Origin of the sequence: Chryseobacterium sp. PET-29 (genome assembly GCF_025736815.1) — a bacterium.
Taxonomy (GTDB): domain Bacteria; phylum Bacteroidota; class Bacteroidia; order Flavobacteriales; family Weeksellaceae; genus Chryseobacterium; species Chryseobacterium nepalense.
The window spans coordinates 2,744,781-2,765,706 of record NZ_CP107053.1; the positions used below are offsets into that span (position 1 = coordinate 2,744,781).

28 protein-coding genes are annotated in these 20,926 nt (G+C 34.9%); 2 read left to right on the top strand and 26 right to left on the bottom strand.

What is annotated here, in order from left to right; translation table 11 throughout:
- Nucleotides 1–265: 265 nt before the first annotated feature.
- From ODE14_RS12230 to ODE14_RS12270, 9 genes are all read right to left on the bottom strand, one after another.
- Nucleotides 266–610 (bottom strand): hypothetical protein, encoded by a 345-nt coding sequence (locus ODE14_RS12230; protein WP_076391904.1) that lies wholly within the window; start codon nt 608–610, stop codon nt 266–268.
- A gap of 57 nt (nt 611–667) precedes the next feature.
- The gene (locus ODE14_RS12235) at nt 668–2,182 is read right to left on the bottom strand and encodes a polyamine aminopropyltransferase (protein ID WP_263601643.1); all 1,515 of its coding nucleotides are present in this window, start codon (nt 2,180–2,182) and stop codon (nt 668–670) included.
- Nucleotides 2,175–2,390, bottom strand: a complete 216-nt coding sequence (locus tag ODE14_RS12240) for a DUF350 domain-containing protein (protein ID WP_248390235.1) — start codon at nt 2,388–2,390, stop codon at nt 2,175–2,177. The genes ODE14_RS12235 and ODE14_RS12240 overlap by 8 nt, the downstream gene beginning before the upstream one ends.
- A gap of 10 nt (nt 2,391–2,400) precedes the next feature.
- The gene (locus ODE14_RS12245; RefSeq protein WP_263601644.1) at nt 2,401–2,598 is read right to left on the bottom strand and encodes a hypothetical protein; all 198 of its coding nucleotides are present in this window, start codon (nt 2,596–2,598) and stop codon (nt 2,401–2,403) included.
- Nucleotide 2,599: 1 nt separating this feature from the next.
- Nucleotides 2,600–4,069, bottom strand: a complete 1,470-nt coding sequence (locus ODE14_RS12250) for a DUF4178 domain-containing protein (RefSeq protein WP_263601645.1) — start codon at nt 4,067–4,069, stop codon at nt 2,600–2,602.
- 2 nt (nt 4,070–4,071) lie between these two features.
- Nucleotides 4,072–4,431: an S-adenosylmethionine decarboxylase family protein gene (locus ODE14_RS12255; RefSeq protein WP_248390228.1), complete on the bottom strand. Its 360-nt coding sequence runs from the start codon at nt 4,429–4,431 to the stop codon at nt 4,072–4,074.
- Nucleotides 4,432–4,455: 24 nt separating this feature from the next.
- Nucleotides 4,456–5,379, bottom strand: a complete 924-nt coding sequence (ctlX, locus tag ODE14_RS12260) for a citrulline utilization hydrolase CtlX (protein ID WP_263601646.1) — start codon at nt 5,377–5,379, stop codon at nt 4,456–4,458.
- Between the two features lie 303 nt (nt 5,380–5,682).
- A complete protein-coding gene (locus ODE14_RS12265; RefSeq protein WP_263601647.1) occupies nt 5,683–5,871 on the bottom strand; it encodes a four helix bundle protein in 189 nt (62 codons plus the stop codon).
- A 95-nt stretch (nt 5,872–5,966) separates the two neighbouring features.
- A complete protein-coding gene (locus tag ODE14_RS12270; protein WP_263601648.1) occupies nt 5,967–6,881 on the bottom strand; it encodes a dimethylarginine dimethylaminohydrolase family protein in 915 nt (304 codons plus the stop codon).
- 390 nt (nt 6,882–7,271) lie between these two features.
- On the opposite strand from ODE14_RS12270, the gene ODE14_RS12275 reads away from it, so the two are divergent.
- On the top strand, nt 7,272–7,637 hold the full coding sequence (locus ODE14_RS12275; protein ID WP_263601649.1) for a hypothetical protein: 366 nt from the start codon (nt 7,272–7,274) through the stop codon (nt 7,635–7,637).
- A 21-nt stretch (nt 7,638–7,658) separates the two neighbouring features.
- On the opposite strand, the gene ODE14_RS12280 is transcribed toward ODE14_RS12275, so the two are convergent.
- The 9 genes from ODE14_RS12280 to ODE14_RS12320 form a co-directional block, all read right to left on the bottom strand.
- Nucleotides 7,659–8,108 (bottom strand): hypothetical protein, encoded by a 450-nt coding sequence (locus ODE14_RS12280; RefSeq protein ID WP_263601650.1) that lies wholly within the window; start codon nt 8,106–8,108, stop codon nt 7,659–7,661.
- Nucleotides 8,109–8,220: 112 nt separating this feature from the next.
- Nucleotides 8,221–9,507, bottom strand: coding sequence for a citrate synthase (locus tag ODE14_RS12285; RefSeq protein WP_263601651.1), 1,287 nt, complete (start codon nt 9,505–9,507; stop codon nt 8,221–8,223).
- 86 nt (nt 9,508–9,593) lie between these two features.
- Entirely contained in the window at nt 9,594–10,886 is a 1,293-nt protein-coding gene (gene eno, locus ODE14_RS12290) for a phosphopyruvate hydratase (RefSeq protein ID WP_066434478.1), read from the bottom strand.
- 194 nt (nt 10,887–11,080) lie between these two features.
- On the bottom strand, nt 11,081–11,638 hold the full coding sequence (locus ODE14_RS12295; protein WP_263601652.1) for a hypothetical protein: 558 nt from the start codon (nt 11,636–11,638) through the stop codon (nt 11,081–11,083).
- Nucleotides 11,635–11,835, bottom strand: coding sequence for a hypothetical protein (locus tag ODE14_RS12300; protein ID WP_263601653.1), 201 nt, complete (start codon nt 11,833–11,835; stop codon nt 11,635–11,637). The genes ODE14_RS12295 and ODE14_RS12300 overlap by 4 nt, the downstream gene beginning before the upstream one ends.
- Before the next feature lie 35 nt (nt 11,836–11,870).
- Entirely contained in the window at nt 11,871–12,467 is a 597-nt protein-coding gene (locus ODE14_RS12305; protein WP_263601654.1) for a hypothetical protein, read from the bottom strand.
- Between the two features lie 109 nt (nt 12,468–12,576).
- Nucleotides 12,577–13,332, bottom strand: coding sequence for a sensor histidine kinase (locus ODE14_RS12310; RefSeq protein WP_263601655.1), 756 nt, complete (start codon nt 13,330–13,332; stop codon nt 12,577–12,579).
- Between the two features lie 655 nt (nt 13,333–13,987).
- The gene (locus ODE14_RS12315; RefSeq protein WP_263601656.1) at nt 13,988–14,824 is read right to left on the bottom strand and encodes a hypothetical protein; all 837 of its coding nucleotides are present in this window, start codon (nt 14,822–14,824) and stop codon (nt 13,988–13,990) included.
- A 6-nt stretch (nt 14,825–14,830) separates the two neighbouring features.
- Nucleotides 14,831–15,463, bottom strand: coding sequence for a response regulator (locus tag ODE14_RS12320; protein ID WP_263601657.1), 633 nt, complete (start codon nt 15,461–15,463; stop codon nt 14,831–14,833).
- Nucleotides 15,464–15,645: 182 nt separating this feature from the next.
- Between ODE14_RS12320 and ODE14_RS12325 the strand changes: the two genes are divergently transcribed.
- Nucleotides 15,646–16,065, top strand: a complete 420-nt coding sequence (locus ODE14_RS12325) for a hypothetical protein (RefSeq protein WP_263601658.1) — start codon at nt 15,646–15,648, stop codon at nt 16,063–16,065.
- A gap of 57 nt (nt 16,066–16,122) precedes the next feature.
- Here the strand turns inward: ODE14_RS12325 and rplQ are convergent, their stop codons facing one another.
- The 8 genes from rplQ to secY all read right to left on the bottom strand — a co-directional run bounded on the left by rplQ (nt 16,123) and on the right by secY (nt 20,926).
- Entirely contained in the window at nt 16,123–16,647 is a 525-nt protein-coding gene (rplQ, locus tag ODE14_RS12330) for a 50S ribosomal protein L17 (RefSeq protein ID WP_248390179.1), read from the bottom strand.
- 6 nt (nt 16,648–16,653) lie between these two features.
- A complete protein-coding gene (locus ODE14_RS12335; RefSeq protein ID WP_066434456.1) occupies nt 16,654–17,649 on the bottom strand; it encodes a DNA-directed RNA polymerase subunit alpha in 996 nt (331 codons plus the stop codon).
- A gap of 33 nt (nt 17,650–17,682) precedes the next feature.
- A complete protein-coding gene (gene rpsD, locus ODE14_RS12340) occupies nt 17,683–18,291 on the bottom strand; it encodes a 30S ribosomal protein S4 (RefSeq protein ID WP_169231317.1) in 609 nt (202 codons plus the stop codon).
- Nucleotides 18,292–18,310: 19 nt separating this feature from the next.
- A complete protein-coding gene (rpsK, locus tag ODE14_RS12345; protein WP_002983263.1) occupies nt 18,311–18,700 on the bottom strand; it encodes a 30S ribosomal protein S11 in 390 nt (129 codons plus the stop codon).
- A gap of 12 nt (nt 18,701–18,712) precedes the next feature.
- A complete protein-coding gene (gene rpsM, locus ODE14_RS12350; RefSeq protein ID WP_042720400.1) occupies nt 18,713–19,090 on the bottom strand; it encodes a 30S ribosomal protein S13 in 378 nt (125 codons plus the stop codon).
- Between the two features lie 9 nt (nt 19,091–19,099).
- Nucleotides 19,100–19,216 (bottom strand): 50S ribosomal protein L36, encoded by a 117-nt coding sequence (gene rpmJ, locus ODE14_RS12355; RefSeq protein WP_007839480.1) that lies wholly within the window; start codon nt 19,214–19,216, stop codon nt 19,100–19,102.
- A gap of 111 nt (nt 19,217–19,327) precedes the next feature.
- Nucleotides 19,328–19,543 (bottom strand): translation initiation factor IF-1, encoded by a 216-nt coding sequence (gene infA / locus ODE14_RS12360; protein ID WP_029297754.1) that lies wholly within the window; start codon nt 19,541–19,543, stop codon nt 19,328–19,330.
- Nucleotides 19,544–19,546: 3 nt separating this feature from the next.
- Nucleotides 19,547–20,926, bottom strand: a complete 1,380-nt coding sequence (gene secY, locus ODE14_RS12365; RefSeq protein ID WP_066434454.1) for a preprotein translocase subunit SecY — start codon at nt 20,924–20,926, stop codon at nt 19,547–19,549.

Genomic DNA, 20,926 nt, shown 5'->3' on the forward strand with positions numbered 1-20,926 from the left:
TTTCATAGTTATCATCAGGATTTTGAAAGTTGTTGATAATTCTTAAAACATACAGAACATCTGCTCTAATGTCACAAATCATGGTATTATGTTTTGTTAGAAGGAATTTTCTATATTTGGTATCTTCATATTTTTCAAAAAAGACTTTTCCTGATTCTAAGATTGTAATTGCATTCTCCAGCTTATCATAAAATTCAACAAAACCTTTTCGTTCCAATTTTGCAGAAGAAATTCTCCAATATTGTCGATATCCTGTTGAGCTTCTTCAGTTATTTCGACTCTTATCATTCTTAGACTGTATCAAATTTTTTCTTTTCTCTGCCAAAAATTCTCTAAAGGAAACAGTTCTGCCATTTTCAATATCTTCTTCAGCCCTTTTTAAAGATTCTAAAATCTCTTCATGGGTTTCATTTCTATAAACTGGCTCCATTACTTTAGCAATCGAAAGCAGTTCTTCGGAAGTAAATCTTTTTTCTTTCATCTTTTTAAAAAAAGTTGGTTTTTTTATTCCTGTTTTTTCAATGATGTAAGAGATTTTAAAGGGCGAATCTTTAAGAATCTGATCGATATTATTTTGGATTTCGATATATTTTTCAATTTCAGCTATCATAATTTTATATTTTAAATATCAATTTATGATACAAATATAGCAAATAATTGATAGTCTTTATTGTACTTTCCCCCACTCTTCATCAAAATAACGTACTAAAATTTGGTTATCCAAACGATTCACTTCAATATCTTTTGTCTTCATATCTTTCGTAAAGTAAGAAAGTTGGGAAAAATTGTAATCATAAAATTTCAGATTCGGAATTTTGCGGTATATTTTATTATTGATCGGCTCAAATGAAGCCATTGAGAATCCCCATTCTCCAAATGACGGAACATACGTATGATACGCCGAGGTAAAAGGAAAAACCTTATTAATTGTTTTCTCAATACACCAGAAGGATTTAGAAGCAAAATAAGGAGAAGTTGTCTGCACAACAATTTTAGTGTCCAAAGTTGTCAGTTTTTCGAGTTCCCTGTAAAACTGTAAAGAGTATAATTTTCCCAAGCTATAATTAGAAGGATCCGGAAAATCAATAATGACGACGTCGTATTTTTTAGTATTTTCTTTCACCCAGATGTAAGCATCTTTATTAATGACTTTAAGTTTAGGGCTGGATAAAGAGCTTTGATTTAACCGACGCATGGTTTCATTATTTTTGAAAAAATTCGTCATTTCTCCATCGAGGTCTACCAAAGTAATGTCTTTTACGGCTTCATATTTTAAGACTTCACGAACCGCAAAACCGTCTCCTCCGCCGAGAATTAGAATATGATCAATTTCTTTAGCCATCGACATTGCAGGATGAACCAATGCTTCATGATAACGGTATTCGTCTACAGAAGAAAACTGTAAGTTATTATTTAAATACAACCTGAATTCCCGGTTATTTCTTGTTAAAACTATTCTCTGATACGGTGAGCTTTTGGTATATACAACATTTTCACCATATAATTTTTCTTCCGAAAATGATAAAATTTTATCAGAAAAAATAAAAAGAACAACCAGTAAAATGAATGCGCCAATCGATTTTATTTTTAATGAAACCGGTCTTGACAATTCATTTTTAAGGTAAAAACATAAAAATATCGCTATCGAAATATTAATCAATCCAAAAAACAATGGCGTTTTTACGATACCAAGATTCGGAATTAAAACCAATGGAAATAAAATAGAAGCCAGCAATGCACCGATATAATCAAATGCAAAAACGTTTGACACCAGATCTTTAAACTGCACCCTGTCTTTTAAAATATTCATCAGAAGCGGAATTTCAACGCCAACAAGGCACCCGGTAAAAAAAACAAAAAGATAAAGAACAGCTTCAAAATGCGCCAGCGTATTGAATAAAATAAACAAAACCACAGAACTGATTCCGCCGATAATGCCTACCAGAATTTCAATTTCTATGAATTTATCAATTAAATTTCCTTTAATAAATTTGGCAAAATACGATCCTACTCCCATTGAGAAAAGATACACGCCGATGATGAAGGAAAACTGTTTTACGGAATCGCCCAAAAGATAGCTTGCCAGCGCCCCTGCCACCAATTCGTAGATCAGTCCACAGGTAGCAATGACAAATACTGAGAACATCAGCAGCAGTTCAAGAGGAATCCTCTTTTTATCCATGAATTGCCGCGCTTATAATAATTGAAATCCCGATGATGAAAGCTCCGAAAATAATAGCCAAAGCTGTATTTTTATTGTGAGCGATTTCGTGCCAGGTTTTTTCAGGGGTTAATTTTTCAATGATTACATAGCAAACCAGCAATATGGCTATTCCCAGAAAGGAATAAATCACTGAATTGATGACCGGTAAAAAGTTGATCTGATCCATAGTTTATATTTTATTTGTGATAGTATCTGTAATAGCCGACTCCTGAAGAATGATATCTTCTTGTTGTTCCGTCGCGGTAGGTTTCTGTTTTTTCGCAGTCACAGAACTGATTTCCTGCGAAAGTAAGATAAGTAAACCAGCCGATAAAAAACATTCCGCACAGAAACAAAATCCAGTTTTCTTTTAAGTAATGAAGTATATTTTCCATCTTATGAATAGGTATACGGTGAATTTGAACTGTTGAACCATTTTGATCTTTCAAAGGCCCTTCTTCCGAAATACAGACCCAAAACCAATGCTATGAGAAATAAAAGAACAAATACAAAATTCCTGAAAGAGACCGGCAACCATTCTGCTTTTATTTTTACAGATTTATTTTCAGGGGTTGCAGATATGCTTTCTGCCTGAGCATTTGCATTTAGTAAAGAATCAATATCCGCTTTTCCCAGTATCTTGTGAACCAATTGCCCGAGTGTACTTACTGAATCTTTTTTAATCATTTTAGCATCCCCGAAAGATGTGGTTTCGAAGGTCGACTGATTAGTTACGCTCACGGTTCCATTCTCTTCCCTCGATATCGAAAGATTACCATCCGGAGAAATATATTTTGCAGGCTGCGAAGTTTTAAGAGGTTCCTGTCTTTCAGCAGAAATCACAAAATGATAATTTCCGGAAGCAACGCCACAAAAATTAAATGATTCACGCTGGCTTCCCTCGCTCCAGTTTTCTCCATCTTCATAGCCATGGTATTGTTCGATATCCTTTGAAGCGAAAACAATTTCGTTGTTTTTTTCATTAACCAGGCCTAATCCTACATTTGCCCAGGAATTATCAACATTAGAAGAAACTTCAACATTCAACGGTGCGGAACCGCCGGATAATTCGAAGCTTTTGCTTACCATTTCTTTATCTGCAACATCGGCAAAGTTAATTTCCTGTTCAAAAACCAGGGCATTTGTTCTGGTACCGACCACGTAAAGCTGAATGAGGCAGATTATTAACGCTGATACAGCCAGAATATTGATAGCCTGTGTTACATTGACATAAAAAGGCTGAACAATTCCTATTCCTGAATAATTCGGAAGACTAAGAATATTAAATGCTTTTTTTACTTTATATTTTGAAATATGTTTCCCGAAGAAAAACTCGGTGTTACTGCCCGACTGTTCCTGAGAAATCATTTGGGTTCCGTTTACATATTCTTTGTAGTTGGCAATCGAAAAATTGAGCCTGTCTTCAAAAAAGCCTGCCGCCGCATGTATTGTACATTGCGTAGTTTCGTACCATCTGTAGTTTTTCATATGGAATTCCGCAACTTTATCATTAAGCTTTTTCTTAACATCCATAGCATTAATCACATGCAGAAAAACCCAGTGTCCGTCGCTTTCGCTCAGGAAAGCGTCTTGTCCTTTTTTGTCTTTTAAATAATATTCCCTCCAGAAAACAGTACTTCCGTATTTTCGGATGATAATTCCGGTTACGGTATAGTCTGTTCCGTCAATTGTTCCTTTCTGCCCGACTTCCAGAACAACACTTTCGACAGGCTTTTTAACAACTTTTGCGGAAATATTTTTAGAAATATCAATAAGATTTGAACAGGATTTGCAGATATATTCACTGATTTCAAAATCTGCATCAATTGTATTCTCGGTTTTACATACGGGACAAATGTAATGCATGTTTATCTGTAAATTTTGTGTTTCTGAATGGTTTTAGCTTTAAAATACTGTATCATTTCTTCGGCAATTTTTTCAACTTTTGCCGTATTATCCTGTAAATAATTGCAGAGGAAAACATCAAAGGTAAGCTGCCTGAATTCCGGCCAGGTATGGATACACAGGTGAGATTCCTTAAGGCAGACAGCAGCTGTAAAGCTATGGTTTTCAAAAACATGACTTGTTACTCCTACAATTTCAACATCTTTTGTTGAGAGTACACTTCGGGTAAATTCCAAAAACCCTTCACTGTCTAATAATAAAGCTTCTGACTCCGTTTCCAAAGTCAGAAGAATATGTAAACCTTTGCTGGTAAATGATTCCAATTCAATATATTTTCAGCAAATATATTATTTTTTCGGTAAGAAAACTTCTGCAAGCATACAACGTGCGCTGCCTCCTCCGTTTACTTCAATCGTATTTAAGTCTGAATAAATAATTTCACAGTTTTTCTCTATCGCAGAAATCTGATCTTCATGTAAAGATTTATAAGCGGTTTCGCTCATGACCAAAAACTTCTGCCCTTCTTTATTATTTACCTGAAGCATATTTCCGGCAAACTGCTGCATCTGTTCTTCAGAAATTTCAATGATTTCTTTTCCAGAATTTTTAATGGTTTCAATAACCTTGCTTCTTTCCAGTTCATCGTCAATACAATCAAGACAAATAACCACAAACTGATCTGCAACACACATCATCACATTGGTATGGTAAATCGGAAGTCTTTCTTCTCCAACCGTCTGGAATGAATGGAAAACAACCGGTGTAAAACCATATTTCTCACAAAACTCTCTGAATAGATTTTCATCCAGTCTTAAAGAAACCGAGCCGTACGCAATTTTATTATCGTGATCGAAGATCATGCTTCCGGTTCCTTCCAGGTAATGACCCTGCGTTTCAGGGAAAGACCAGTCGTCGATCTCCGAAACTTCATATCCCTGGTCTTTGATGGTTTCGATGATATCTTCTCTTCTTTCCACTCTTCTGTTGGAAGCGAACATAGGGTATAAAACCACTTTTCCTTCTTTATGAAAGCTTACCCAGTTATTCGGGAAAATAGAATCCGGAGTGTGGGGATCCAATGTATCTTTTATGGTGATGACATTGATTCCTTTGCTTCTCAGTTTTTCAACAAAAGCTTTAAATTCTGACAACGCTTTGAACTGCGTATCAAATCCTTTCTGCTCTATCTGAAAATAGTTATTTTTTGCCGTCTCTGCATTAAATCCGAATGCAATCGGCTCTATCATTAATACGGTATCTGTTGTCTGCATAGTTTGTGTTGGAGGGGTTTTTGGGTTTGAGAGTCTGAGTGGTGTTTAGTGTTTAGTGTTTAGTGTTTAGTGTTTAGTGTTTAGTACAAAATTACTTTTCTTCGTTTATTGATGAAAATCTACACCAAGTTTGTGACTGAACTCATCATATTCATTAACATCCCGATTATTTGGTTGTATTGATTGTTTAAAATTTTAAATTATTCTTAATTAATATACTCACAACTTCTTGCAAATTGCAGCCAGGTCTGAGTTTGCTCTTGCCTCGCCTTCAGAATCTGTAAGTTTTGAAATAAAGATTTCTCATATTTCCTTTTTGCCCCATGCTTTACTGATATTGGCTGAAACTGAGCGTGAGGATCTTCGTATTTGATCTGTAAGAGAATAACGTTCTTCTGTAGGGAAAATTTTTGAAAGCTGATAGATTTCCATTGCTGTATCAGAAGATTTCTGATAAACCCGCAGATCCTGATTAAATTTTATAGTAGGCATAATCATTTGTATTTAAGTTTAAAAATATAAAACTTTTAAAACAAAATGCAATTACACTGATACACTCATATTCTAAAACCCTATAGCGTTTAAACTTATTCTCTCACAAGTGGCATCGTAGAACACCTTAACAACCCTCCCATTTTTGAAATTTCGCGATAAGGGATTTCTTCAACGATCATCCCCCATTCGTTTCTCAGGTGGTTGTTCATCCTGGTAAAAGTTTTGTCTGAAACCACTACTTCCGGAGAGATCGAAAAAACATTCGGGAACATTTCAAACATTTCTTCTGCCGTTACATGGAAACAGTTTTCTTCACCAAAAATGTCGATAATCAGGCGATAATCACTTTCATCTACAAAACCGTCTTTGTAAATAATACATTTGTCTTTACCGATCGGGTTGAAAGTACAGTCCAGATGCAAAATACCTTCATATGGAATTTTATCATTTTTCTTCAGTTCCAGATCGATAATCCTTTTTTTAGGAAAGTATTCTTTGAGAATTTCTATGGCATATTCATTAGTTCTGGCTGTCTTATAGCTTCTGTAGTCTTCGCTGAAGCAGGTTCCGATAAAAAGAAAATCGTCCCATACAATGACATCTCCTCCTTCAATATGCGCGGTTTCCGGTAGATTGATAATCTTTCTCCATTCCACTTTTTCAAAAATATTCCTGTAAGCCCCCTGTTCATCTGCCCTGTCGGTAATGACATTAGAAATGATCATTTTATCATCAATAACAAAAGCAACGTCTCTAGCGAAGACCTGATTATAATCTTCTATAATACTCGGGCGCAGTACTTCCACGTCGTATTTTTTCAATACGGATTCGAAAGCATTCATTTCATTAATAATATCCTGCTCTTTCGGGTAAATATTGTTTTGTATGGAATAATAGGATTTGGCATCATAACTTTCCTCAAGAGTCGGAACACCTCCCATAGAATTTGGCTGTCCCAGAACCACTGATTTCAGCCTTCCTGTTTCGTTTTTTATATTTAGTTTCATAAAGATTTATGCAATGCTACAAATATAAGTAAAGGAGTGAATCTGGGAAACTTTTGTTGCATTTTAGATTGTCCGGATAATATTAATCTATTATATTGTCGTATGACAGTTTTTTACTTGAGTAATTTAATAGACTAAAACAATTGTTCGCTTAACGACAGCCATTTTATAGATAATTTTTAAAATAATTTTCAGCATCAAATTAAAAACTCTAAGCTATTTATATAAATCAAAATGTCAAAATCGCTGTCTGTAAAATAAAATAGACCTTGCAGTTGTGCACAAAACTTATTATTTGTTATATTGTTCTTTCACAGAGTAAAAAGTAAAATGAGAAAATCTGATAAATCAATTCATAATATCTGCATCGCAAAAATTAAACGGAGCACAATGAAGCCCTACGATTTTAAATGGACAAAATTTTACGAAATGGATTCCAAAGATTTATTTAAATACTACCCTTTCAAACTGGACAATGAAGAATTAATTATATCCTCTACTATTATTGATTCAGAAAATTTTAGCATCTTGACCACGAGAAAACTGATTACTCTTGAAAATGGAATATTGTTTTCCGGAGATCTGAAAAATGCAAAAGATCAGTTTTACGGACATTTTAAAAGTGAAAAAGAAGAGTTTACCTTTGGCTCTGTAGAACTTGAGAATGAATTAATTTTAAAATACTTTATCGAAACAGGAAAGGCTTCTATGGTAATGATTCAGAGTATAGTGACAGCAATAAAAATTCAACACTAGCATCTAATAAACCACCGACATTTAACATGAATTTGCAATAATTTTATTTTCTACTTTTCTTAAAGCTTTAATTGAATACCAAACTGCAATCAAACTCACTATCAACTGCCCCGGAACGAGAGTCCTTCTGAAAAGCATGCTGAAATCATTGGCTCTTTTGTAGATAAAGGGCACCCATCGTTCTTCGGTTTCATAAAAATACAGATAATACACTGTTCCGATTCTGAAAATGAAAAGGCTAAGGCTGATATAAAACAACATCTTTACAGATTGTCTTGTTGATACAAGAATAATAAGACTAAAGGCACAAAGGAAACAAATAAGCATCTCCATCTGGTAGAAAATAACGTTTACAAGACTGTATGTCGGCGAATAATCCGCAGGTTTGGAATGTAACATTTCAAGAAAATCGAATGTTTCAATCAGGAGGAAGAGTCCGTAGACAATATAAAGAACAATATTAATTCTCATTGTTCTTTTTAACGAATTTAATTTCTCATTTTCCATACTTTAAGTTAAAAAAATTCTACGAAATAAAAAATCCCAAAGCAAGCTTTGGGACTATTTATTATAACAGGAAATATTATCTGTTTACCATTTCCATGTAATCTCTCTTTTGAGCGCCTTGGTATACCTGTCTTGGTCTTCCGATAGGGTCTCCTTTTATTCTCATTTCTTTCCACTGAGAAATCCATCCCGGAAGTCTTCCCAAGGCAAACATTACCGTGAACATTTCTGTAGGGATTCCTAAAGCTCTGTAAATAATACCTGAATAGAAGTCTACGTTCGGGTATAGTTTTCTTTCCACGAAGTATTCGTCTTCCAAAGCCACTTTTTCCAACTGCATGGCAATATCCAATGCTTTATCCTGAATACCCAATGCGTTAAGAATATCGTCTGCCGCTTTTTTAATGATTTTCGCTCTTGGATCAAAGTTTTTGTACACTCTGTGTCCGAAGCCCATTAAACGGAAACTGTCGTTTTTATCTTTAGCTTTTGCTACCCATTTGTTTACATCACCACCATCTTTTTCAATAAGCTCAAGCATTTCGATCACTGCCTGGTTTGCTCCACCGTGAAGTGGTCCCCAAAGCGCAGAAACTCCGGCAGAAACCGATGCAAAAAGACCTGTATGAGCAGAACCTACCATTCTTACCGTAGAGGTAGAACAATTTTGCTCATGATCTGCGTGAAGGATTAATAACTTATCTAAAGCTCCTACAACAACAGGATCAATTTCAAATTCCTGGTTCGGCATTCTGAACGCCATTTTATAGAAGTTTTCTACATAATTCAGGCTGTTATCTCCGTGGTTAAGCGGCAATCCCTGGGTTTTTCTGTATGTCCATGCACAAAGGTGAGAGAATTTTGCAATAAGCAATTCTGCAGCATGGTCCATTTCTTCTTTAGAATTTACATTAACCGCTTTTGGATTAAACGCCGTTAAAGCAGAAGTTAATGAAGAAAGAACTCCCATAGGGTGAGCAGAACGAGGGAAAGCATCGATGATTTTTTTCATCTCCTCTGCTACGAAGTTATATTTTTTAATGTTTGATTCGAAAGAACTGTACTGATCCTGAGTAGGCAATTCACCGTGCAGTAAAAGGTACATTACTTCTGTGAAGTTTGATTTATCGGCAATCTGCTCAATTGGGTATCCTCTGTAGAATAACTCTCCTTTATCTCCATCTAAGTAAGTGATGTCACTAAGTGTAGCCCCGGTATTTTTATACCCTAAATCAAGTGTAATCAGACCAGTCTGGTCTCTTAATTTTGAAATATCGATTCCTCTGTCTCCGATAGTACTATCCACAATTGGATATTCATATGAATTACCATCGTAATTCAATATTACTTTGTTGTCTGACATTATTTATTTTTTTTCTAAATATACTATTTATTACAAAACACGGCAAACTAAAAATTTCGCTTGCCGTTATTTATAATTTCAATTAATTATCTTTTGATTTTAAATGCATCCAATCCTGGGAATACTGCAGTTTCACCAAGTGCCTCTTCAATTCTCAGCAGCTGGTTGTATTTTGCCATTCTGTCTGATCTTGAAGCAGATCCGGTTTTAATCTGTCCGCAGTTCATTGCTACTGCAAGATCAGCAATAGTAGAATCCTCTGTTTCCCCTGATCTGTGGGACATAACGGATGTGAATCTGTTATTCTGTGCCATTTGTACGGCAGCCATCGTTTCAGAAAGAGAACCAATCTGATTTACTTTAACCAAAATTGAGTTGGCGATACCTTCTTTAACACCTCTTGATAGTCTTTCAACGTTTGTTACGAATAAATCGTCCCCTACTAACTGTACTCTGTCTCCGATTTTATCCGTTAACATTTTCCATCCTTCCCAGTCGTTTTCCTGCATACCGTCTTCGATAGAAATAATCGGGTATTTCGCAGCCAGTTCAGCAAGGTAAGAAACCTGCTCACTGCTTGAAAACTGAGCGGCATCCGGAGTCTGGAACTTTCTGTAATCGTAAATTCCGTCTTTGTAAAATTCTGAAGCAGCGCAGTCCAGTGCCAACATGATGTCGTCACCAGGCTTGTATCCCGCTTTTTCGATGGCCTGAAGCAATGTATCCAACGCATCTTCAGTTCCGGAGAAAGTTGGCGCAAAACCACCTTCATCACCTACGGCAGTTGAAAGGCCTCTTGAGTGAAGTATGGATTTTAGGTTATGGAAAATTTCAGTTCCTTTTCTTAATGCATGGGAGAAAGAATCTGCTTTCACCGGCATGATCATAAATTCCTGGAATGCAATTGGTGCATCTGAGTGAGAACCACCATTGATAACGTTCATCATAGGAACAGGAAGGGTATTGGCATTTACACCGCCAACATATTTGTATAAAGGCATTTTCAGTTCGGCAGCCGCAGCTTTCGCAGCCGCTAAAGAAACTCCAAGGATGGCATTTGCACCCAAGTTTCCTTTATTATTTGTTCCGTCTAGATCGATCATAATCTGGTCGATAAGATTCTGATCATAAACAGGAAGCCCTACCAATTCAGGCGCGATTACTTCTCTTACATTCTCAACAGCTTTAAGAACACCCTTCCCCATATATTCTGAACCGCCATCACGCAGTTCTACTGCTTCATGTTCTCCTGTAGATGCTCCTGAAGGTACTGCAGCACGACCCATAGCACCGCTTTCCGTGAATACATCTACTTCAACTGTAGGATTTCCTCTTGAATCTAAAATTTGTCTCGCTTCTATGTAAGAAATGTAACTCATTGTTCGTTTTTTTATAGTTCAGACAAATTTAATCAATTTTTAACTTTAAAAAGCAGATGACACGTAATTTATACGTTTATTCAGAGTTAAATTTTAGTTAATATATGAATTAAAAAATAACTGAAATAAAAACAGAGCCGTTATCATTTAAATCATAATGAGAATGATCATCACCTATATCGTGGCCTATTCTTTTATTTATTTAAATTATATTTTTCCCTCTCCTGCGGGCTAAGTGCTCTCATTGTTTTGGCTTCTTCCACTCTAGCTTCATTAGCAGCTGTTTCTGAAATTTTCTCCTGTAATGAGACTATTAAATCTACAACTTTATTAAAGCTGTTAAAATACTTTTCATCTTGGCATTGCTCAGGAAAATTCACACAATGCTCCTCTAATCTGTACAGGGCGTCTCTGAGCATATTCACCGGAGCTGTTCTTTCTCCCAATTTGGATAATGTTTCAGCTATTTTTGTAATTTGTTCGGCGGATACACTATCTCCTGTTTTCAATTTGCCGGTGAGGTTGCTGGTAATATCCGTCGTGGTTGCTATAGCGGCATCAGGCTGAACTTCTGATAAAATTTTATCAATCTTACCATTATTATCAAGACTTATGACAGCTCCCCGGCGTGTAGCATCGTACGACATCTGATAATTTGAACCTTTATTTTCCAGTTCTTTCAATGTGGCTTTATGCCTTATATTACATGAAATACATGACAAAATTACGAGTAGATAAAATATTATTTTCATGGCATTACATTATAAATTGAGTTTTCTGTTTCATCAAATCTTGCATTTCCTTTTTCAAGCACTATTGCCAACGCTGAAAATTCCTGAAAGTTCAGATCATCTATTATTTCAGGATCTGCGTCTTTAAGCTTTAATATAACCTTTCCTTTTTTGGAAGATATATTCCATTCTAATAAATAGTCAACAATTATTTTCATGGTCAATTTTTTAAGTTAATGTATTATAAAGAACTTTATTTTACAGGTGTATTTGTGTTAACATTGATAACCGAGCTATCAGAAACAGTTTTTTTCTGTTTTTCATTTGTTTTAATGAGTAAATAGCCCGCGCTACTTGTTCCCATTAAAGCTAAAGCATAATTATCAAAAACAGGAAACTCCGTAGTATTATTAATGAATTGGCAGACAAACACTAAACCGAAAATTATATTAAATAACAAAGCCTGATAGCGGTGTACGCTTATTCCGCCGGCATCTGATAATATATCTCTTATAAAACCATTACTATCAGTATTTTTTTTAGGATTTGGTATCTCGTTATCAATATATGTTGCTACACTTGCAGTTCCCACACTTATTCCCAATAAAAGTAAAATTGAAGGTTCTTTCAGTTTCAAAAGCAAATCAAAGTTACCATTGTTTCCCATACCGGCGCACAAACATATTATTACAATCATTGTCCAATAAAACAACTGGCTTCTTGAAAAGCTGTATGTTTTTTCTGATCCATTGTCGACCTGTGTGTCTTTTAATAAATCTGTTTTAACAGCAAGCCACATTCCGAATATAAAAATGGCTACAGGAAGAACATATTCGAATAAAATTTTCATGGGTATTAATTTTTAATTTGTACTTCAAAGTTATTTAAAAAATTTACTTCTAAACATTATTCAAAAAGATAATTCTATAGAAAGTGATATTCCGGTTAAAAAATTTATCCTAAAAACTTATAATGAAAAACAGATGAGTTCCGTTTTCAGTTGTAATTTCACAATGACCGTTCTGCTCCTGCATTCTTCTTTTCATATTCCGGAGACCATTGCCTTCCGGATTTTTATGGTTAATGCCAATTCCGTTGTCGGAAATTTTCATGATAAATTCTTTTTCTTTTTGGGTGAATGATAATTTAATCTCACTGGCCTGACTATGCTTATAAATGTTATTCAAAGCTTCTTTCAAGCATAAGAACAGATTTCTTCTCTGTTCGGTTGAAATGGTTGTTTCTTCAGCTATTTTTCCGCTTTCTGTAATGATGACAATTGTTGTTCTCTTAAGAAAGTTTTGAGCATATATTTTAGCATAATCGATAAAACTTCCCAGTGTATCATTCCCTGAATTCAGGCTCCAAAGCATTTCTCTCATGGAAAGATTCATTTCTTCTGAGGTTTTCAAAAGTTCTTCAATATCGTTCTTGAGTTCTTCATCTTCGGCACGCTGTTTTAAAAATTCTGCCTGCAGTTTCAATGCAGAAATTCCGGCCCCGAGGTCGTCGTGCATATCGTGAGAAATCCGTTCCCGTTCTTTTTCGATGAGCTTTTGTTTTTCAAGCTCTTTTTGGAGAAGCTGGTTTTGGTGTTCGGATTCTTTGAGCTGTTTTTCTTTGAGATAGAGAAACTGTTTTCGGTTATACATCAAAACAACAAAAATTATAAATGTTACAAAGATCATTACCAAAATTACAGCAATGATATACATTATTTTTATTTCGGTTGGCAACATAGCTTTTCAATTATTTTTTTTAAGAATTTTAGCCAATCCTAAAAATAAGATCCAATAAGTCAATATATTAACACCTGTAAAAATATTTTGAATCATAATCAAAAATCTTGGATCTTGTGAATTGAAAAGATATGTCGGGAGAACTCTAAATATGAAAAAGCAGCCCCATAACAATATCCCGCTTGATATCCAAAATGTAAAATCTTCTGACATTCTTCCTGAGTCTAAATCCATTACTTTTTGTAAAAACCAGCATAAACTCAAAATGATATAATAAATAGCCAGACCGACTAAAAAATTTATATTTAATATATGAAATCCTTTACTAAACTGGCTAAAAATACCAAACGTAAAAATACAGATTGTTAAAATAACTATTAAATATCTGATATATTCTATTTTGAATCTCCTTATATAAACGTTGAAAAAATACCCTATAGAAAATAATGTGTAAATAAATATTGAGATATTTTGACCTATTATCTGTGTCTTGGCAATAATAATATCATTTAAAATTGTAAAAAATAAATAAAAATAAATATGATTCTGATCTTTATTTATTCTTTTATATGCTAAATACAATGATAAAAAGAAAGTTATTATAAGCGATAAGTAATAGATATTATTCAAGCTATTTTGCATCACAATTGGAAGGGCATAAAGTATTTAAATCATAATCTGACAATAATGAAATCCTAGAAGAACTATTATTATCTGCCCAAGTATCTGTAATTAGTGTTAGTTGGCCAGGCTTTGCATTGTCATTTTTCTTTTGATAGTAATTCTTATATTTATCCGTATCGCTGACAGTAGAAAGTATAAACTTCACAATATTTCCTTTTACAGCATTTGACAACTCATATTTCTGGACGTCAATCAAATAATCTTTTATTTCTTGTTTCTTAATGTTTACATAATCAGTTTGTTCTTGTTCAGGAATACAATTAAATCGGCCGATCTCTTTTTTTATATATTCTTTATAATTATTCTTCATTTTCTCAAAGTCTTCTTGGGAGATATAAATATCTTTCTCTAGATTAAAAATTCCATGATATTTTTCAATGTTGCCATTTTCTGCATAAGAATAGACAATATATAATTGTTTGTCAAAAGGAATTAGTTCTGGATAATTATTATTGTAGTTTTGCTCCTTACGATACTGAATAAAATGGATTTTTAACGTTTCAGATTTTTGTGGAAAATTATTGTATATGTTTGTAAATTGTTCATTCGTAATATAATAATCTTTTGGATGAGATGTAACAATCTTTTTCAAAACATTATATGGACAACTGTCAAAATTCTTTTTCATAACTGTTGCCAATTCTGCCGGAATCTTTACAAGATCAGGAGATGGCATAAATTTATTATTAGGGTTCTTTTTTTTATTTAAATCACCACAACTTTCTAAACTGCATATAATAGCTAATACAGCTAAAATACAAAACACTTTAAATAAATTTTTCATAAGTTCTTAGTTTTTAAAATGGTTAAATTTATTAATAGCCTCCACTTTATTATTGACATGGAGTTTTCTGTAAATGTTTCCGACGTGTTTTTTGACGGTATCAATACTGATGAATTTCCTATCGGCTATTTCTTTATACAGCAGACCTTGGGAAAGCAGCTCAAGGATTTCTTTTTCCCTCACTGTCAATTCATCGAAACCCTTTATTTCAGGAAGTTTTCTTTCGAAATGGCTTAATACTTTTCTGGCGATGGAAAAGCTCATGGGAGCGCCACCGTTGTAGACGTCCCGGATGGAAGAGAGAATCTTTTCCATGCTTTCACCTTTTACCAAATATCCCATTGCCCCGGCTTTTAAAGAATTAAAAACTTTTTCATCATCTTCAAAACTGGTACACATGATAAACTGAGTATCCGGAAGTTCTTTTTTTAGATTTTCAATAATTTCAATACCGAGCATATCCTGCAGCTGGATATCCATCATTACGACATCCGGAGAAATATCGGGAAGATTATGTAACGCGTCATTCCCATCAAAATACTGGGCAATTACTCTCATATCATCCTGATAATTGATGACTTTCTTTAACGCATTGTTATAATTCTTTTCGTCTTCTACGATGGCTATGGAAATACTCATGTCTGTGATTGTTTAGGTACAAATTTCAACAGAAAATAAACGGAAGTCAATTACTCTTTCGGGTAATTTTAAAAGATTTAAGTTTCATTTGTTGGTTTAGTTTTTGTTTTTATTAAATTTAATAAAAAATATTTTATTTCTAAAAATATTTGGCAATCATCACATTAAAAAAAATTAACATCATGAAAAAGGGACTTTTCGCAGCATTTACAGTCATTGCACTATCATTTACAAGCTGCAAAAAAAGTGAAACGGGGAATAAAGCTGTATTAAAATCAGATGGTACCGAAAAATCTATGACTGATAGCGGTAAAGCAGATCCTAATATTCAGTATGAAACTGACGTTAACGGAAAAAAATATGTAAAAACAGACTTTGTGTATAAGGCAACTGACGGAAGTCTTGCCAAGGTTGTCTTCAATTATAATGAAAAGACGATGAGCATCAGAAGCAATAATAAAACTTTCATTCTGAATAAAGTTGATTCTGAAGGCAATGAGGCCGTTTATGAGAAAATGGACATGAAAGCCACGATAAAAGGAGACAGCCTGATTCTTGATCAGGACAATCATATCATTGAGCTGGTAAAAACTAAAATCTAAGCAATGAAAAAACCGTTCAGAATCTGAACGGTTTTTCATTTTATATCTGAATGAATATTATTCTTCAGTCTTTTCCTCTGTAGAATCAGCAGCTTCAGCCGTAGGCTCAGCAGCTTTTTCTTCTACTACAGGAGCTTCAGCTACTACAGCTTCTTTCTTAGCTGTTGCAGATCTTCTGCTTCTTCTTGTTGTCTTCTTCTCTTCAGCATTAGGGTTGTAAAGCTCGTTGAAGTCTACCAATTCGATAAGAGCAGTATCAGCAGCATCACCAGGTCTGAAACCAGTTTTGATGATTCTTGTGTATCCACCGTTTCTCTCAGCGATTTTAGGTGCTACAGTTCTGAACAATTCAGCAACTGCTTCTTTATTTTGAAGATATGAAAAAACAACTCTTCTATTGTGTGTAGTATCTTCTTTTGCTTTTGTTAATAGAGGCTCAACATATACTCTTAAAGCTTTTGCTTTAGCAACAGTAGTGTTGATTCTTTTATGCTCAATTAGAGAACAAGCCATATTAGAAAGTAAAGCACTTCTGTGAGAAGCCGTTCTTCCTAAGTGATTGAATTTTTTACCGTGTCTCATTATTAATTATTTATCAGCGTCTAACTTATATTTTGCAACGTCGAAACCGAAGTTAAGACCTTTTGAATGCACTAATTCTTCTAGTTCTGTCAAAGATTTTTTACCAAAATTTCTGAATTTCATCAAATCAGACTTACTGTAAGAAACCAATTCTCCAAGAGTTTCTACTTCAGCCGCCTTCAGACAGTTAAGGGCTCTTACAGAAAGATCCATATCTGCTAATTTAGACTTAAGGAGTTGTCTTGTATGAAGAGTTTCCTCATCATATTGGATAGATGCTTTTACAGCTTCCGTTTCCAGCGTGATTCTCTCATCAGAGAACAGCATGAAGTGATAAATTAATATCTTGGATGCTTCTGTTAAAGCGTTCTGAGGACTAATAGATCCGTCAGTTTCTATATCTAATACAAGTTTTTCGTAGTCTGTTTTTTGCTCTACACGATAATTTTCAATGCTATATTGTACTTTCTTGATTGGCGTGAAAATAGAGTCGATCGCAATAGTACCTACCGGTGCATTGTTTGACTTATTTTGTTCAGAAGGAACATATCCTCTACCTTTTTCAATATTGAAAGTAATTTCGAAAGTTACATCACTGTTTAGGTTACAGATCACCAAATCCGGGTTAAGAACCTCAAATCCGTTGATAGATTTTCCTAAATCACCAGCAGTAATAACCGTCTGACCTGATACTTTGGCATTAACCTGCTCGTTTGACTGGTTTTCTGCCGTAGCTTTTAATCTTACCTGCTTCAGGTTAAGAATAATTTCGGTAACATCTTCGATTACTCCTGGAATAGTTGAAAATTCGTGCTCTACACCTTCTATTTTGATAGATGAAATAGCATAACCTTCCAGAGAAGAAAGCAACACTCTTCTCAAAGCATTACCGATTGTAAGCCCGAAACCTGGTTCTAGTGGTCTGAATTCAAATTGACCTCTAAATTCATCAGAGTTAAGTAAAATTACTTTATCGGGTTTTATGAATTGTAAAATTGCCATATTATTGGGTTGAGCAAAAATTTGATTAAAAAATTATTTAGAGTAAAGTTCGACGATAAGCTGTTCCTTGATGTCTTCCGGAATTTGGATTCTCTCAGGAGCAGAAACGAAAGTACCTTCTTTCTTCTCATCGTTGAATTGTAACCACTCATAATTTGCTTTAGAAGCCAATGCGTTGGTAACTACTTCAAGAGACTTAGACTTTTCTCTTACAGCAATTACATCACCTGCTTTTACCAAATATGAAGGAATGTTCAGGATTTCTCCGTTCACAGTGATGTGTCTGTGAGAAACCAATTGTCTTGCAGCAGATCTTGTTTTAGCAAAACCTAATCTGTACACTACGTTGTCCAATCTTGATTCGCAAAGTTGCAATAGAACTTCACCTGTTACACCTTTACTTCTGTGTGCTTTGTCGAATAAGTTAGCAAACTGTCTTTCTAAAATACCGTAAGTATATTTAGCTTTTTGCTTTTCAGCTAACTGAACTGCGTATTCAGATTTCTTAGCACCTCTTCTTTTGTTAGGACCGTGTTGTCCCGGCGGTTGGTTTTTTCTTTTCTCGAAGTTTTTGTCATCTCCGTAGATTGCAGCACCAAACTTTCTCGCAATCTTAGTTTTAGGACCAATATATCTTGCCATAATGGATAAATTCTAAAAATTAAACTCTTCTTCTTTTTGGTGGTCTACATCCATTGTGTGGCATAGGAGTCACATCAATGATTTCGCTAACTTCAATTCCTGAATTGTGAATAGATCTGATAGCAGATTCTCTACCTGCACCTGGTCCTTTCACAAACACCTTTACTCTTCTTAATCCAGCTTCGTGAGCTACAGCAGAGCAATTTTCAGCTGCCATCTGAGCAGCAAATGGAGTATTCTTTTTAGAACCTCTGAAACCCATTTTACCGGCAGAAGCCCAAGAGATAACCTCTCCGTTTTTATTTGTTAAAGAAATGATGATGTTATTGAAAGAAGCCTGAATATGCGCTTCACCAATAGCCTCAACTTTTACTTTTCTTTTCTTAACTACTTTAGTTTGTTTTGCCATAATTCCTAACGATTATTTACTAGCTTTTTTCTTGTTAGCAACAGTTTTTCTCTTTCCTTTACGGGTTCTAGAGTTGTTTTTCGTTCTCTGGCCTCTTAAAGGTAATCCAAGTCTGTGACGTATTCCTCGTTGGCATCCTATGTCCATTAATCGCTTAATGTTCAATTGCACTTCAGATCTTAATTCTCCTTCTACTTTAACGTTTTCAGAGATATAGTTTCTGATTGCAGCCAATTCATCGTCATTCCATTCGTTGACTTTCTTGTCTTCGCTGATACCGGCAGCTTTAAGGATTTCTGAAGAAGTACTTCTTCCAATTCCGTAGATGTAAGTTAAACCGATAACACCTCTTTTGTTTTTTGGTAAATCAATACCTGAAATTCTCGCCATAATTTAATGTTAGCCTTGTCTTTGTTTAAATTTTGGGTTCTTCTTGTTGATTACGAATAGTACACCTTTTCTGCGTACGATTTTGCAATCAGCGCTTCTTTTTTTAATTGATGCTCTTACTTTCATTTGAAAATATTTATTTTTTTAACTGCCAAAAGAATCCTTCGATTTCATTTGATAGTATTTATTTCTTTAACAATAGCCAAATGGAACATACGCTCCATTTGGCAGATTGTCTTAATATCTAAATGTAATCCTCCCCTTCGACAAATCGTAAGGAGACATTTCTAATTTTACCTTATCACCAGGTAATAACTTAATATAGTGCATACGCATTTTGCCGGAGATATGGGCGATGAGAACATGCCCGTTTTCCAGCTCTACACGGAACTGAGCGTTCGAAAGTGCTTCCGTTATAACGCCGTCTTGTTCAATATGTTTTTGTTTTGCCATAAATTAATATCCAGTCGTTCTTGATAATTTAGACTGCATTAAGCCATCATAATGATGGTTCAGCAGATAGGTATTAATCTGTTGAACAGTATCTAAAATTACTCCCACCATAATCAATAGTGACGTTCCCCCGAAAAATAAGGCGAACGCATCTGTCTGAACAAAGCTTCCGTGTACAATTGCCGGAAGGACTGCAAAGATAGATAAAAAAATTGCACCTGGCAAGGTAATTTTTGATAAAATATCATCTAAATAATCAGCGGTCTCTTTTCCTGGTCTTACCTTTGGTACTAAACCTCCATTTCTCTTCAAATCATCAGCCATTTGGTTTACCGGAATTGTGATCGCAGTATAGAAGAATGAGAAAATAATAATCAATAGCGCAAACAATACATTGTACTGCCAGCTAAAAACATTCTTGAAACCTGCAAGAAAAGTGTTTGACTCATCTACTTTAGTTAAAAGCCCCGGAACGAACATCAGCGCCTGAGCGAAAATGATCGGCATTACACCGGCAGCGTTTACTTTCAATGGAATCCACTGTCTTGCTCCTTGCATAAGATTTCTGTTTACACCTCCTCTTGCCTGAGCTCTGCTTACATACTGGATAGGGATTTTTCTCACAGCAACGGATAATACCACTGCTAAAAGAACAACCAACATCCAGAAAATTACTTCAATAAGGATCATGATTGATCCCATTCCTCCTTTTCCGTTCTGAACTGCCATTTCCTGTACGAATGCTTCCGGTAATCTTGAAAGGATCCCCACCATAATAAGGATAGAGATACCGTTTCCGATACCTTTGTCGGTGATTTTTTCACCCAACCACATTGCGAATACTGAACCGGCAACCAAGATTACAATACTTGGTAACCAGAACATGATGGAATTTGGCTCTACATAATATGCAGATGAGAACTGAGCATATGGTAAGAATAATTGAGTAATAGAAGTTAAATAAGAAGGTGCCTGTACAAGACAAACTCCAATTGTTAACCATCTAGTTATCTGGTTCAATGTATTTCTACCGGACTCTCCATCTTTCTGAAGCTTCTGAAGATAAGGAATAGCCATTCCCATCAACTGAACAATAATAGAAGCAGAAATATAAGGCATGATACCTAACGCCATTACGGAAGCGTGACTGAAAGCTCCCCCCGTAAACGACGAAAGCAAGCCAAGGAGACCTGCTCCTTGCTTGTTACCGCCTTGATTTTTATAATGCTCTAAGAGATCTCCCACTTCTGCAAGGTTAATTGCAGGCAGAGAGATATAAGATGCGAATCTATACACAAGGATAATTCCTAAAGTAAAGATAATTTTATCTCTAAGTTCTTTAAGACTCCAAATATTTTTGAGTGTTTGTATAAATTCTTTCAT

Excerpts from the sequence above, each read along its gene's own strand:
- ODE14_RS12230 (WP_076391904.1), bottom strand. The coding sequence starts at position 610 with ATGATAGCTGAAATTGAAAAATATATCGAAATCCAAAATAATATCGAT.
- ODE14_RS12235 (WP_263601643.1), bottom strand. The coding sequence starts at position 2,182 with ATGGATAAAAAGAGGATTCCTCTTGAACTGCTGCTGATGTTCTCAGTA.
- ODE14_RS12240 (WP_248390235.1), bottom strand. The coding sequence starts at position 2,390 with ATGGATCAGATCAACTTTTTACCGGTCATCAATTCAGTGATTTATTCC.
- ODE14_RS12245 (WP_263601644.1), bottom strand. The coding sequence starts at position 2,598 with ATGGAAAATATACTTCATTACTTAAAAGAAAACTGGATTTTGTTTCTG.
- ODE14_RS12250 (WP_263601645.1), bottom strand. The coding sequence starts at position 4,069 with ATGCATTACATTTGTCCCGTATGTAAAACCGAGAATACAATTGATGCA.
- ctlX (WP_263601646.1), bottom strand. The coding sequence starts at position 5,379 with ATGCAGACAACAGATACCGTATTAATGATAGAGCCGATTGCATTCGGA.
- ODE14_RS12265 (WP_263601647.1), bottom strand. The coding sequence starts at position 5,871 with ATGCCTACTATAAAATTTAATCAGGATCTGCGGGTTTATCAGAAATCT.
- ODE14_RS12270 (WP_263601648.1), bottom strand. The coding sequence starts at position 6,881 with ATGAAACTAAATATAAAAAACGAAACAGGAAGGCTGAAATCAGTGGTT.
- ODE14_RS12275 (WP_263601649.1), top strand. The coding sequence starts at position 7,272 with ATGAAGCCCTACGATTTTAAATGGACAAAATTTTACGAAATGGATTCC.
- ODE14_RS12280 (WP_263601650.1), bottom strand. The coding sequence starts at position 8,108 with ATGAGAATTAATATTGTTCTTTATATTGTCTACGGACTCTTCCTCCTG.
- ODE14_RS12285 (WP_263601651.1), bottom strand. The coding sequence starts at position 9,507 with ATGTCAGACAACAAAGTAATATTGAATTACGATGGTAATTCATATGAA.
- eno (WP_066434478.1), bottom strand. The coding sequence starts at position 10,886 with ATGAGTTACATTTCTTACATAGAAGCGAGACAAATTTTAGATTCAAGA.
- ODE14_RS12295 (WP_263601652.1), bottom strand. The coding sequence starts at position 11,638 with ATGAAAATAATATTTTATCTACTCGTAATTTTGTCATGTATTTCATGT.
- ODE14_RS12300 (WP_263601653.1), bottom strand. The coding sequence starts at position 11,835 with ATGAAAATAATTGTTGACTATTTATTAGAATGGAATATATCTTCCAAA.
- ODE14_RS12305 (WP_263601654.1), bottom strand. The coding sequence starts at position 12,467 with ATGAAAATTTTATTCGAATATGTTCTTCCTGTAGCCATTTTTATATTC.
- ODE14_RS12310 (WP_263601655.1), bottom strand. The coding sequence starts at position 13,332 with ATGTATATCATTGCTGTAATTTTGGTAATGATCTTTGTAACATTTATA.
- ODE14_RS12315 (WP_263601656.1), bottom strand. The coding sequence starts at position 14,824 with ATGAAAAATTTATTTAAAGTGTTTTGTATTTTAGCTGTATTAGCTATT.
- ODE14_RS12320 (WP_263601657.1), bottom strand. The coding sequence starts at position 15,463 with ATGAGTATTTCCATAGCCATCGTAGAAGACGAAAAGAATTATAACAAT.
- ODE14_RS12325 (WP_263601658.1), top strand. The coding sequence starts at position 15,646 with ATGAAAAAGGGACTTTTCGCAGCATTTACAGTCATTGCACTATCATTT.
- rplQ (WP_248390179.1), bottom strand. The coding sequence starts at position 16,647 with ATGAGACACGGTAAAAAATTCAATCACTTAGGAAGAACGGCTTCTCAC.
- ODE14_RS12335 (WP_066434456.1), bottom strand. The coding sequence starts at position 17,649 with ATGGCAATTTTACAATTCATAAAACCCGATAAAGTAATTTTACTTAAC.
- rpsD (WP_169231317.1), bottom strand. The coding sequence starts at position 18,291 with ATGGCAAGATATATTGGTCCTAAAACTAAGATTGCGAGAAAGTTTGGT.
- rpsK (WP_002983263.1), bottom strand. The coding sequence starts at position 18,700 with ATGGCAAAACAAACTAAAGTAGTTAAGAAAAGAAAAGTAAAAGTTGAG.
- rpsM (WP_042720400.1), bottom strand. The coding sequence starts at position 19,090 with ATGGCGAGAATTTCAGGTATTGATTTACCAAAAAACAAAAGAGGTGTT.
- rpmJ (WP_007839480.1), bottom strand. The coding sequence starts at position 19,216 with ATGAAAGTAAGAGCATCAATTAAAAAAAGAAGCGCTGATTGCAAAATC.
- infA (WP_029297754.1), bottom strand. The coding sequence starts at position 19,543 with ATGGCAAAACAAAAACATATTGAACAAGACGGCGTTATAACGGAAGCA.
- secY (WP_066434454.1), bottom strand. The coding sequence starts at position 20,926 with ATGAAAGAATTTATACAAACACTCAAAAATATTTGGAGTCTTAAAGAA.